At 34.3% G+C, this 13,349-nt stretch carries 11 protein-coding genes and 2 pseudogenes; 1 reads left to right on the top strand and 12 read right to left on the bottom strand.

Going from position 1 to position 13,349, the window contains the following annotated elements; translation table 11 throughout:
• Window positions 1-182 precede the first annotated feature (182 nt).
• From ACFX4L_RS10925 to ACFX4L_RS10900, 6 genes and pseudogenes are all read right to left on the bottom strand, one after another.
• Window positions 183-440, bottom strand: a pseudogene (locus ACFX4L_RS10925) (helix-turn-helix domain-containing protein); the annotation flags it as partial.
• 265 nt (window positions 441-705) lie between these two features.
• Window positions 706-1,617 carry a VanW family protein gene (locus ACFX4L_RS10920; protein WP_284470767.1) on the bottom strand — a complete coding sequence of 304 codons (912 nt, stop codon included), beginning with the start codon at window positions 1,615-1,617 and terminating at the stop codon, window positions 706-708.
• A gap of 44 nt (window positions 1,618-1,661) precedes the next feature.
• On the bottom strand, window positions 1,662-2,516 hold the full coding sequence (locus ACFX4L_RS10915) for a hypothetical protein (protein WP_377383186.1): 855 nt from the start codon (window positions 2,514-2,516) through the stop codon (window positions 1,662-1,664).
• Between the two features lie 1,056 nt (window positions 2,517-3,572).
• Window positions 3,573-4,850 (bottom strand): VTT domain-containing protein, encoded by a 1,278-nt coding sequence (locus ACFX4L_RS10910; RefSeq protein ID WP_377383188.1) that lies wholly within the window; start codon window positions 4,848-4,850, stop codon window positions 3,573-3,575.
• A 214-nt stretch (window positions 4,851-5,064) separates the two neighbouring features.
• Window positions 5,065-5,556 carry a CDP-diacylglycerol--serine O-phosphatidyltransferase gene (gene pssA / locus ACFX4L_RS10905; protein WP_377383189.1) on the bottom strand — a complete coding sequence of 164 codons (492 nt, stop codon included), beginning with the start codon at window positions 5,554-5,556 and terminating at the stop codon, window positions 5,065-5,067.
• Window positions 5,557-5,767: 211 nt separating this feature from the next.
• A complete protein-coding gene (locus ACFX4L_RS10900) occupies window positions 5,768-6,361 on the bottom strand; it encodes a DedA family protein (protein WP_377383191.1) in 594 nt (197 codons plus the stop codon).
• A 265-nt stretch (window positions 6,362-6,626) separates the two neighbouring features.
• On the opposite strand from ACFX4L_RS10900, the pseudogene ACFX4L_RS10895 reads away from it, so the two are divergent.
• A pseudogene (locus ACFX4L_RS10895) lies at window positions 6,627-6,786 on the top strand (helix-turn-helix domain-containing protein).
• Between the two features lie 452 nt (window positions 6,787-7,238).
• Here the strand turns inward: ACFX4L_RS10895 and ACFX4L_RS10890 are convergent.
• The 6 genes from ACFX4L_RS10890 to ACFX4L_RS10865 all read right to left on the bottom strand — a co-directional run bounded on the left by ACFX4L_RS10890 (window position 7,239) and on the right by ACFX4L_RS10865 (window position 13,316).
• Window positions 7,239-7,913 carry an MBL fold metallo-hydrolase gene (locus tag ACFX4L_RS10890; RefSeq protein ID WP_377383193.1) on the bottom strand — a complete coding sequence of 225 codons (675 nt, stop codon included), beginning with the start codon at window positions 7,911-7,913 and terminating at the stop codon, window positions 7,239-7,241.
• Window positions 7,914-8,129: 216 nt separating this feature from the next.
• A complete protein-coding gene (locus tag ACFX4L_RS10885) occupies window positions 8,130-9,047 on the bottom strand; it encodes a DMT family transporter (RefSeq protein WP_125160814.1) in 918 nt (305 codons plus the stop codon).
• The gene (locus tag ACFX4L_RS10880; protein ID WP_377383195.1) at window positions 9,040-9,735 is read right to left on the bottom strand and encodes a GntR family transcriptional regulator; all 696 of its coding nucleotides are present in this window, start codon (window positions 9,733-9,735) and stop codon (window positions 9,040-9,042) included. The genes ACFX4L_RS10885 and ACFX4L_RS10880 overlap by 8 nt, the downstream gene beginning before the upstream one ends.
• A gap of 674 nt (window positions 9,736-10,409) precedes the next feature.
• A complete protein-coding gene (locus tag ACFX4L_RS10875) occupies window positions 10,410-11,240 on the bottom strand; it encodes a methyltransferase domain-containing protein (RefSeq protein ID WP_377383197.1) in 831 nt (276 codons plus the stop codon).
• A 291-nt stretch (window positions 11,241-11,531) separates the two neighbouring features.
• Window positions 11,532-12,353, bottom strand: coding sequence for an alpha/beta fold hydrolase (locus tag ACFX4L_RS10870; protein ID WP_377383199.1), 822 nt, complete (start codon window positions 12,351-12,353; stop codon window positions 11,532-11,534).
• A 507-nt stretch (window positions 12,354-12,860) separates the two neighbouring features.
• On the bottom strand, window positions 12,861-13,316 hold the full coding sequence (locus ACFX4L_RS10865; RefSeq protein WP_375166230.1) for a hypothetical protein: 456 nt from the start codon (window positions 13,314-13,316) through the stop codon (window positions 12,861-12,863).
• Window positions 13,317-13,349: the final 33 nt, after the last annotated feature.

Raw genomic sequence — 13,349 nt, 5'->3', positions numbered from 1 at the left:
CCGCAGGAGTCTCGCACTTCCGCTCCAATCAACCTTAAATAGTTTCGTTTTAAAAACAACAATCTTTACGAAAAGAGTCTTTCAAAAAAAATAAGCCTTTAAATTTTCGTGGATTGCAAAATATTTAAGGAGATTCTAGAACTGGCTGGCTTACCCGCTTACCGGTTTTCTCTTCATCATTTAAGGCGTAATGTTCTAGAAACATTCATTCTACACCATTCCCCGGTCTTATTAATAGTGAGTTTAACAATTGACTGGACAGGCAACTTGTTAAGTTGATATTCTCTAGGATTGATACCAAAAACAGTTTTAAAGGCTCTGCTATATGCTTCTTGCGAAGAATAATCGTAATCAAAGGCAACGTCAATTATCTTCCTGTTATTTGCTTAATCTTCCGTCAATCTTCTAAGAAGAATATAGCGTCTAATACTTATAGAGGTATCAATTTCTTTCTTTTGATATTTCTTGTTATATATAAAATTAACCTACACTACACTGCCACGATAGTTGCGTTGCATTAAGAAAAAGCTGTGTCCCCTTTATCCCTAAACAAGCCCTTGATTCCATGAGCAAAGGCTGTTTTTTACGAGTTTCTTCTATGGTACTCACTATTATATAAACAAATTCGTGAAAATTGTTTATATAATACGGACGTTAAAAATAGGGAATTTTATAAAAAAGTAACCCGTTCGTAAAAGTGTATTTTTACGAACGGTAAATTTGTTCTTTTGATATCTGATTTGAAGCGGCGGGTACTTTTCGTGTCTTATGATTAATCATTTCTGAAGAGTAAACCATGATACTTACCATTCCTCCTTGCGTTGTAGCTCGGATTAGAATAGGTTGATTGTACTTGTTTTTAAAACTAAAATCAGGACCATACCAGCTTACTGTAGCATCGCGGCCAGGTGGAACATACGGAACGCTCCTAGTATGGGAATAGCGTTGAGTTGTTTGCAACCCTGCATTGTCGATAGCATTAAACAGGGTGGATGACACCTGACAAATCCCTCCACCAATCCCTTCAGAAAACTCTCCTTTAACGATAACTCGAGCGAGCAGATATCCTTTATCTTCTGATCTCTTGCCAACGGCTTGGTTAAAAGAAAACGCCTCTCCTGGAAACACGACATAATTATTTATGGCTTCTGTAGCAAGTGAGATATTATTTGAACGATTTTTGTTGTTCACATTAAAATAGGTTCTATATTCACCTATCTTTTTTTCACGAATCTCCGCAAGTAATTCGCTGTCAACTTTTGGATGAATAGCAAGCAAAGGTACTTCTAGTTTGTATGCTCTACTTCTGTACAAAAAGGAATAAAATTGCTCATTAAATGCTTGATGGTATAGCTTGTAACCTACCCGCCCAGGAAGAATATTGCCTTGTTTGTCTATTGTGGCATTTACAGGTTTTTGGTACACTTGTTGGTCTATTTTTTTGACAAATTGATTGTATTTATCCACGTCCATGATAGGAACATCTAGTAAGGGCATAGTAATATCAGTATGGTTGACACTGGCAATCGTTCGTCCTTCATGGGTTACCGATAAGCTTTCAGAAATATTCACTTGTTGAACGAATAGTAAAATTCCGGCAATCCATGTTAATCTCAATTAAACGCACCCCCATTATATTACTGCACCTTACTTCACAAATCCTATTTTAAGTCTTCATAGAGCAAGTCTTGATCAATAATCCAACGATCAGTCAAACTTTCCCTTCGGATCATAAAATGCATAACCTTTATTTCTTTGCCTTCTCTCTTCTTATAAATAGCTGCTTGAACGGGTACATCCACGAGAAAAAGCCCATTTAGTTGTTCAGGCGGTTGTCTTAAAGGGTCAACTACTCCAAAATATGTAATATCTTTGACAAGTTTATTGACACGATTAGGATGACTCGGATTTGATAAGGTCATTGCTAATAATTTCTGATTTTCTTGATTAATGGCAATGGTAAAAATACGTATAAGTTCATAGGGACTTACCGTTTGTAGATAATCATCAAGCTTACCAGCCGCTTTCAATACCATTAATTTATGAGAAAGATCTTCGTTTTTCAAACGATGGGTAATGCTTCCAGAGAAATGAACACAGAAATGACCTGAAAAACCATTTTGTAGAGCTCCAGCACCATGTGGCATTCCGTGCATAGATGCAGCAATCATTTGATTATTGATTAATACAATAATGGCTCTTCTATTCCAACTCCATTTATTATTATAAATTTTCTTCATGATTTGAGTATCTTCCTTGGTTAGTGGCTGTACATCGGCATGATGGCTACCTGCTCTTCGTTGTACCTTAAATGATAAACCAGTTTCAATATCAATAATGGTGAAATTTGTTTTATTAGGAATAATGTTGTTTACAATCTCCCAAGGTAACATCTCAATTTTAAAGCTTATTGGTACTTCTTCATCTTCCCATTCCATTGCATAGACCGAGTGATCGACCATTGAGACAATTATAAAAATAGCGATAATTACTTGATACAATTTATTGTTTTTCATTTGGTTTCTCCTGCAATTTTTCTTATTATTTCAGGATAGAATCAGTTGAATACCTTTGAATATTTGGAAATTCTTCAAATTAGCCCCTCCCTGTTAATTTATGTTCTAAACACTGGGTTTGGGGGAATCAGCTATAAAGGCTTAAAAAGGCTCAGTCATATTAGTGTTTATGGTCCAATAAGTACTTTTGATATCCCTAATCTGTAACTTAGAAACTACACAAGATGCCATGATTCAATCTTTGCAGAATAGCATTGAGCAAATTAAAAGCTAAAATGGATTGTTTCACGCCCATTTTTTTGATATCTTGCTGGATCTCTATGTTGGAAATTATACTATTAACAACATGGAATAAGAGGGATAAACACTAATTCATTTCTAATTCATTGGGATCGTGGATCATGTCTAATGGGTAAATAATTTGTGAGCTTCTGTAAGGGCTATACTCAGATGATTTAATCTGCTTTAAGTACTTGAATACATGCTGCGAAGTCAGACTTCATCATGTAATATATAGGCCCCTTTTAAGCCCTCTATGGACTAATAGTTTTGGGAGTTTAATCTATACAGTTCTTCTTTATTCCAGTTTCTATTCACTGACTGCACCAAGAGGAATGAGAAGTCAAGAATTAGTGGATTTAACATGGGGGAAATACGTTTAGTTCGAGGAAAAAGGGGAAAAAAACACCCCTCTCCCTTAATCCCAGTTCCTTAACGATATTTAAAGACTATTAAGAAATTCTTTTTGAGTAACACACATGTAACACACATAATAGTAAACCGATCTTTTATAATCAAAAAACTAAGCCTTTAAATCATCGTGGATTGCACAAAATATTTAAAGAGAATTTAGAAAGAGCTGGTCTACCCGCTTTCCTTAGTACCTACATTCCACTTAACCCAGGCAGCATAACATCCAATAAAATCAAGTCTAAAATCAAGTCGATTCCAGATTACAATGAGGTTTCTATTCCTGATTTACCGTTATGTTCTACTATGACTTTATTACCCTCATACTGAATTTCATCCTCGAATACAGGAATATGTATTTTCAATTCAATACTTTTCTATTACAAGCCTTAACATTTCAAACAACAAGAAGATAAATGATATCCAGACACCGCCATATACATATCCACCCAAAATATCACTTGGAAGTAATTCGGTCGATGCAATATTTGCAATTGTTAACCACACTAATAATAATAATCCAATTAATGGAACGAATATGGACGTATATTTTTTTTTCGAATGACGAATAAGTAAAAATAAGCATGTTCCATAAATGATTATTGTAATAGTGGCATTTATATCAGGAAAATTTGAGGAATGATACTTCCCCACGAACCGTAATGATTGGAGATAGGAAAAAGTCTGCATAATTGATTCATGAAACAGCCTAGCTCCTAAAATCGAAACGATAAGTAAAAGATACTCAAGCAGCCTATTCCTTCTCTTCCTCCAAATGCGGATGACCGTTACACCAATAATTACTCCAAGTACATAAGGGGATTGAAATACTAACAACCCTTTCATCCAACTCATATATATTGAAGAATCCACTATATATACAGCAATTTCATTAAACTGAGTAAACTCATTATATAAATAGTCTTGAGCCATCCCCAGCATCAAGGTCACCATACCGATTAAAACTAAAGTGAGAAAAATAAGAAAGATCTCTGTTTTTCTTATGGTTTTTAGTCGATTTGTTAACCATTTAATTACATGAATAAATAAGTTTTTAATTTGAACTTTATAAAACCGATAAGTGAAATACCCAACTAACAATACCCCGAAAATAATAATAAAAATAATGAAATATTTACTTGCTGAATGATGGAAGGCCTCCCAGCGGGGTCCCAATACTTTTCCTAGAGTTATAAAACAAAATCCCCATAAAAATGAACCTATATAAGCTGGAATAATAAATTTTCGAAACGGCATTCTAGAAATCCCTGAAATGTAACCACTGAAATGTCTAATTCCTGGAATGAAATAAGCAAAGACCAATAATTTTCTGCCTGAACGCTCAAACCAAGCGGAGGTTTTTTTATATCTTTCCGGTCCCATATGGATATACCTTCCATATTTTTCGATTAGTTTATACCCACCTGCCCTACCAATCCAATAGGTTGCAGTTATTCCCCCACCTCCTGCAACAAAGACAGTCAGGAGTGCCAAAGGGTAATTCATTGTTCCCTGAAAAACAAAATACCCAGCGTAGCTCATTAAAAATTCACCTGAAATTGGTAGAGCCATGAGTTCTAGAAAAACCCCAATGAATAATATTAGATAACTGTGCTGTTCATATACAGTTATTAAGTATGACATATAAATGCCTCCATTTTTTTAAAAAGAAACTTTTGAGTGAATTTTTTCTTCAACTTTAGATCTAATTACAAAAATTGCACAATAAATGAAATCATTTTCTATGTTAATGAAATCCTAATCTTGTTTTAAGGGAACAAAAAGGTTTATGGATAAAATAAAAAAGCTGTACCCTTTTCTAAAAAGGTTACTAGCTTTTTTACAAAGGATAACGAAATTATAGTTTTTTAATCCTAATTGGACTTACCATTAAGAACGCGAGTATTAAGGTAATCCACGCATTGCTATATAAAAAGAATCCCATGCCAGCCAATGGTAATCCAGCTGCTGGAATAGGCAATCCTTTAAAATACCCAATGGTTGGATTAACACTAAACTTAGCTAATCTTAATGCTCCCATAGTTGGGAAAAGGATAAATGCCAAAGACGTTAAAATTGATGGTGCTGCTATCGAATGAAATAGAATTGCAGGAGCAACTCCGAAACTAATAATATCAGCCAAGGAATCCAATTCCACGCCAAATTCACTGTTCACTTTTAATTTTCTTGCAATCCTTCCATCAAGAAGATCTAAAAAAGCCGAAAAGAAAATAAAAACGGAGGCTACTTGCAAAAAGCCACTCATCATATAAGTAATTGAGAGTACACCGCACAATAAATTTCCAATCGTAAATAAATTGGGTACAGCTTTAACTATCTGATTGAACAAGGAAGTCCCCCCTGACGTCGAATAATCTCCGCATTTATGTAGCATTTTCTATATATTCTTCCGCTATTCATAAATATTAGAGGAAAAACTATCCTGGTAAATACAAAAGCCATCAAGTAACACACTTGCCTTAAGATTCGTAATAAAAAACAAGTTAAATTTTTTAACGGAATTTTTTTAAAAAAAGAAGCGACTTTTATGAAATACCCCTTCATAATCGATTTCTTCTCTTCCATAAAAAATAACTTAATATTGAAAGGACCAATAAACTTGTAATTAAATAAATCCTGTATGTTGATAAATATTTTTCAACATTGGTCCAATTTTCCCCTAATATTCTTCCTAGAGTGATAAAAGTAAAACACCAAATTAATGCACCAGTATAGGCGTAAATAACAAATTTTCTAAATGGGAAGCGATTGACAGCTGCTATATACGCTGTAAGGTGCCGTACCCCAGGAATAAAATAACCAAAAAATAAAAAATAGGGTCCGTATTTCTTGAATAATTTCTTTGTTGCATTAATTTTTTGTTCGGTAATGTGAATTTTTGGTCCAAACTTTTCTAACAAAGGCAACCCAAATTTATTACCAATGAAGTAGCTAAGCGAAATCCCCCCTGTTGCTCCTACAAAGGCACTTACTATCGAAATTAAGTAAGATAATTTACTCTGATACACAGTGTAACCAATATATGTAAGAAGCACCTCGTCGGGTATAGGAAGTCCTACAATACCTCCGATTAAAGCAAATATTATTCCGAAGTACCCATAATGTTCTAGAAGGTAAGTAATATGATTTTCCACCTTTTTCACTCCACCTTTTAGGTGATTTCAAACAATCATTTCTGATCATTTATAATCAGCAGTATTTAAATAATAAAAAAAGAAGAAGAAACTTTTAAAGAAATATATGCAAAATGTATGTTTAAGCTATTTTATGTTTTGGTTAAATGCACGAAAAAATTCATTTTTAGTTTTCATAAAGTTGAATATAAAAGGTAGATTAAGTTTTAACAAAAATAAAGAAGCTGCTAATCAAATAAAGGGTTTGGTTTAAAAGTACAAAAAAGTGACAGAAGTTTTGAAGAGGGTTGGAATAACAATGGCTAATCTTTCTATATTGAAAAATGGAAAGGCAAACGCTATTAGATGTTCGACTTTAGAGGCAATATGTAAGGGGTTGGACTGTCAATCTGGAAGATATCCTAAAATACAGAAGTGAAGTATGAGTAAATCCTAAGTCCCAATAAAGACCACAATTAGTGGTATATTCTATTTAAAAATCTACAATAATGTTTAACAAAGCCTATTCAAAAGATACTCCATATATAAATAAAAAGTATTGTTATAAAAAAAACAGTCCGGTTCATCAGACTGGTCTTCTGTTTAGTGAAACACATTTTTAAAATTTCTAAATTGGAGATTGGTAAATCATCAAAAGCCATGGCAACTATTGCACCCGTTCATTAAGAAAATAACTTTATTCAAGAATCGCGCCCTTTAATTGAACTGTTAATATTATTTTGTCGCCCGCTTTTTATGTTAAATAAATATCGCTTTTTTTGGACCCCTACTTCAACTTTCCTGATAGTTAATAATGAAAAATTGGAGTGCAAATAATACCGGTCCATCTTTTAATAAACGGTTAAACTTTGCTTCAAATCGACATTAACCCCCAAATTTATAAAGTGAATTTCCCTCCATGATAACAATAGTAAGTTTCAGCTTTAAGATTTATAACCTTTCTCAAAGATTGTTGGGCTTTCTCGACATTTAAACAAAAGTTTTGATTAGCAATGATCAATTCTTGACCTTCATTAACAGCTGCATCACCTGTAATTACACTTTTTAAACTTGGAAAATACAATGAAATATGCCCTGGTGTTGCTACTACACTACAATTATTATCTAAAATCATATCACCATCATTTACCTTTTCATCAATCGAAACATGCTTCAAATTCTTTAATTGCTGTATAAACCATTTACCAAATTCAATTTCTTTATTTGGCATGTTTTCTAGCATTTCTTCTGCTTGAACCAATCTCTCTGACTTCATTTCACCACTAATGTATTTTGATTCACTTTCACTAGCTATAATGTTAATCCAAGTATACTTTTCTTTAAAATCATATAGGGAGTCTATATGATCACCATCATAGTGAGTAATGATTATATTCTTTAAATTCTTCACTTCATATCCATTTTTTAAAATTTCATTTTCAATTAAAGGTAAGGAATTTGAATACCCTGTATCGACCAAAGTCAGTGCATTATTCATTATAATTAAGTTAGGATAAATGTGATTTTGTTGTTTATTAAATTCAAATTCGATTGGTAGCTCTATTATCTTCATTTTTCTTCCTCCATACTGCATGTGTATGAAATATTCCATGGTTTATTATACATGATATGGAAAAGAGGGCATAAAACCCCGATTTTTAAACAAGCATTATGTTTTTTTAGCGACTTTATTATTTATCACACAACTTTAGTATCCGGGAACATTACATGGTAGTTTATTAGTTTTATTGTTTAATTTTATTTATACTCTAGTTGTGGATAATTGGAACTACTTGCTTTTTGCTATCGATAAAATCGTAATGGTGCTTATAATGCAAAGTGTTCCAAGCCACTCGGCAAAACCGAATGTTACATTCAGCCAGATAACGGATATAAAGGTTGCGGATAATGGCTCAACCGAAGCAAATAAACTTACCTCCGAGGCTGTGATGTATTTCGTACTTTCCAAATAAAAATAAAAGGCAATGATCGTACCGAAAATGATGATGAACAAAACCGCTGAAAAAGAAGGTAAAGTCCAATTGCCTTCAAATGCCCAAGGAGGATGGACCATACTAAAACAAATGCCTCCAATCAACATGCCCCATCCCACAACAATCATTGAACCCCATCTTGAAAGGAGTTCATAAGGTTGCAAAGTATAAAAAGCCAATGCAAAGGCTGATGTTACTCCCCAAAATACTGCCCACCCGGATATGGAAAGTGTACGTATGCTTCCCCCCGTTACAAGCAAAAAAGTGCCTAAAATCGCTATGATCACAGCTACACTCACAGTAATAGTCGGAAAACGTTTGGAACGAATGGCTAAATAACAAGTGATCAGGGCCGGCGCTAAGTATTGAAGGACAGTGGCAGTGGCTGCGTTGCCATGTTCAATTGCTGCAAAATATGTGTATTGAACGGCGAGCATTCCCAGAATGGCAAAAAGGATAATTTGAAGCGCATCTTTTTTAGTTTTCCAAATGCCAAAAACCTGTTTTCTTTCATTTTTAAAAGCAATCCCCAATAAGATTACGCCTGAAAGCAATAAGCGTACCACCGTGAGCCACTCAGGACTGAAACCTTGCCGTTGAAATAGATATTGGGCTGCCGTTCCTGATACTCCCCATAATGCAGCGCCGGTAAGTACTAGAGCGATCCCTTTATTTCTTGAAGGTGATACATCGACTAAAGTATCATTACTCATTTTTTTCTTCCCCACCTTTTACACGATCCATATGGGCTTGAATCCTAAAATAACTTTCTTTCCAATTTTTTTCTATCATTTCAAGGGCCATCGAGAGATTTCTTTGTCTTAATGCCTGTATGATCCGATCATGCTCATTACCGGAAAGATGTACACCAATTACCTGATTGAAATAATACAGTTCTATTCGTATAAGTTTTTGTTTTAGTCCAGATAGAATCCGCTTCAATTCATCATTTACTGGAAGATTGATGTAAATGGAGTGAAAGTCATTATCCTTCTGGACGGCAGCTAATTGATTTCCTTCGACAATTGCTTTTTTCACTTCCTGATTGATGACTTCCATCTCAATTAAGTGTTTTTCTTCTAAGATATCAAAAGCCTGTTCCATAGCTAACTTTTCCAGTGTCCAAACAATAGAATATATATTTAATACTCCATCGAACCGAATAGGGGAAACAATAGTTGAACGGCTCGGCTTGGTCTCCACAAACCCCTCATCCTCGAGCCTTAATAGTGCTTCTCTTATAGGAGTACGGCTTACTCCTAATTTTTCGGCTAATTCTTTGTCACGTAATTGTTGACCTGGCGTAAGTGTTCCCTGGACAATCCAATCCCGCAAGATTATGTACGCTTCTTCACGTACAGAAGTACGTTTAATTTTTTGAGTTGAATCTGAATGTACCAACGGCTATTTCCTCCTCAAAATACTAATATGTAGTATGCAATATATCACATATTGCATGCCGTTGGAATGAATTTTAGAAAATTTACTTATGTACAGTTTTTAAAAAGATTGTCTAAATGTAATTATCAAACTGGGTCCTTAGATAAAACATACACAAAGCTTATTTCGCATGATAAAGTGACCCCATCCATAGAAAATCCATTCCTTTTCTATGGATGTTATTCCACTTTTTCCATCAATCGTTGAAACCTTGTGCTTTACAACGATTCCCTGTATAAACTAAGCTTTTCGTTTATATCGGTAATATGGAATGAATGCCTCTAAATTTGTTTTGTTTCCAAAGTCTTAGAACCTATTGGATCAATGAGTGATTCAAACTCCCTTCAAATTAATTGAATGGTATTAAAAAAATGTTTTGTAAATCTCCTGGTGCCGATTGCATTCATTACATGAATATTCTATTTCTAATGCATCTTCCCTTACTGTGTGCACTGTCTCCTTTTTACATGTTTCACAAAATCTCTTTTCGGATATTTCTTTCATTTATCAATCACTCTCCGAATTTCTTTGGTTTTTTTTGGGGCATGTTCAGTATATTTTGCGAATATTAACAAAAAAATACCTTTTTTCCTGAAGGTCCCCAAAAAGAGAAAAAAACAATAGTACTGGATTACTCAAAATTCCTTAGGATTCCAATACATCAAAGCTGCATGAAACGGATATTCGTATTCAAAAACTCCTTCTTTTTCCACAACATATTTATTAAGGATTGTTTTTACTTCATCATAGGAAAATTGTTCATCGAGAATTTTTGTCGTATTATCACGAATCATTTCTTCATATGTGGAATAGATTTTTTTACTTTTCAATTTCACGATCTTGCAGTCCGCCAGTATTCCTAGTTGATACAATACATTCAAGATGTGTATGTAATCCCGTTTTCTTAAATTGATTGTATATCCTCGTTTCTCCAATTCCATATAATGAGGTTTTTCTGGTCCTGTCGTCATACCGACTATCACTAAACGGGTTGCTGACTCATTCATTTTTAATAAGGTGTGACCGATATCGATCATACGGTAATAACAATTAAAACCAAATACTACATCATATTTATCCCTTTTCGTCTCACTTTCCCACTTATCATGAATCAAATCCATGTTCTCGGTACCTTTTTCATTCGCCAGAGATGCCAAAAAACTGATAATGCTTTTAGAACTATCAATACAAGTTAGCTTCCTGACCTCTTGTGCAATATCAAAGGTGTAATTGCCCCAGCCAGGACCGATTTCCAATACATGGTCTTCGCGATTTAATAATGGCAGTAACTCTTGGTGCACTTGTTTAGTATAAGGGTCCGCTTTATGTTGTTTTTTCCTTTCAACCATGGATGACCAAAAAGCTTCTTCTGCTGCATCATCTTTAAGTCGATTCGGGACTTTACCATAATGATCTACCATGGATTGTCTCCAAAGTTCAATATAATCAAGATTATTAGTCTTCATCTGTTCTCTCCTCAAATTATATAATTTATGTATAATAATTTTCTTAAACCATTCTACCCCATAGTTGCAAAAGAAAAAGAGCTGCAAATCAGCTCCTGATAATGCACAAAGCCTTTTTCTATTATTATCTCTCAACATATTAGCATTGGCCATACTTAACTTCTCGTAGCGTTAATGTGAAAGACTCACTACTTTATTTCTCTATTTTATAATAAGATTATCCATAAAGTATTGTTACGTTCGAAAAGGGGAATGCTGACGTTTCATCCGCTTCTCCCCCTTATAAAAGGTTTACACGTTTTTAAAATGCTGTTTTATATAAGAATTCACTTTATCAGGCACTTCGATTTGGATAAAATGCCCGGCATTTTGAATGATGTGAACCTGTGCATGTGGTAAACCTTCTTTCTGGAGCTTGTAGGCAAATTCAAACGGTATATAAGGATCCATCTCTCCCCAAATTATTGTGACAGGTATTTTGATCTGATTTAGTTTTTGATTGTACGATTTTACCTTTTCTATATTTCCAGAACGGTATAGATCTAAGATGACTTTACAAGATTCGGGTGTTCTAAAGACATGAAAGAAATCTTCCAGAATTTCGTCAACTATGTTCGGAATCGTTTTCTTCAATTCAGTTTGAGCTTGGGGATCATCTGACATGCGCTTCATTATTTTCTCTCCGACATTTGGTGTTCTCCAAATCTGAGCAAGTGAGTGCCACTTATAATCTACTGATATGGTTGTATTTGAAACAAAGAGACTTAGTATTCTCTCTGGATGATCACATGCCCATTTCAGTCCAATAAGTCCGCCCCAGTCATGTACAATAAGGTGGAATTTATCTAGATTAAGTTCTTTTGTAAAATCCGATACAAACTGTTCATATCTTTCCCATGTTGAGGATTCATCAAACGGTTCACTTTGGCCGAATCCTGGGAGATCAGGTGCAATGGTTCTAAATCCACAAGACACAATGCATGGAATCATTTCCCTCCACAAAAGGCTGGACTCAGGTACCCCATGCAATAAAAGAACTGGGGGATCATTAACGTTGCCTTTCTCAATATAAGATACGATCTTTCCATTTATTATCATTTTTTTCTTTTCCACTTTTATCTACCTCCTGAATAAAGTATTTTGAAACCTTTTTGCATTCAGCCAGGTCATAGTTCCTGGCTTGAAAGGGGATTTCTTCGGGAATAGACGATTGTTAAAATAAAACTAATAGAGAGTTTATATGGAATTACTATCAAATTCCCTCTCTCATTTCTATGTTAGTTCGCTATTTAATGCTTGTGTTTTTAGGTTTTTATCCAAAGTTTATTCAAAATGGATTTTTCGTGGATATGGACTCCTTCAATTCTTTGTCCGAAATTTATTTGCTTCCATCTCTACCCTATATAACATCAAAAAGCACAACAAAAAAAGGTAAAGCTATAAAAAGGCCTCACCTCTGAAATGATAAAAACCTTTATTACTCTAAAAGTATCAAAGTTTTTAGACATCTGTGGACTTTTGCTGAGTGAAGAAAAATATGAAGATGATAATGGGAATGGCTATTAGAAAAGCATTGTTTCTCGAACTTTTAATTGTAGGAATATCTGTTAGTGACATTTTTTACTCATTCCCTTTTAATGTAGTTAATAACTCTGATGGAACATTATAATGCTTCTTTACAATGGTATTAAAAAAATTATAATCTTCAATTGGCAATGCCGGAACAACTTCAGGATAACCAAAAATAGGACCGGAAACATTAATTGTGAAATCACCAGACGAAATAAAGATTCCTGTCACATGTATGGCATCATTGATTAATAATATAGCAATAATGATGTCCAATATATCGATAAAAAGATTTCCCGCTTGCGAGTGGTCCCTCCCTTCTAAACGATGCCCTCCAAAAAGAGGCCCACCTAATGAGAGACTAAATCTGCCTGGTCTTACAAAAACGCCAATGATTGTGATTTGTCCAGTTAATAATAGGATGGCTGTTGTAATTTCGAGATTACGCTGAAAGGAGTGAATTACTTTTTTTTCTGAATTAACTACACAGGTTTCAATCAATATCACCACTCCCCATGTAGGCATTTTATTCATATAAAC

The sequence above is a fragment of the Peribacillus sp. YIM B13482 genome (assembly GCF_042787975.1).
GTDB lineage: Bacteria > Bacillota > Bacilli > Bacillales > DSM-1321 > Peribacillus > Peribacillus simplex_A.
The sequence above is the reverse complement of the archived record's forward strand: the minus strand, read 5'-3'. Positions and strand labels throughout refer to the sequence as shown.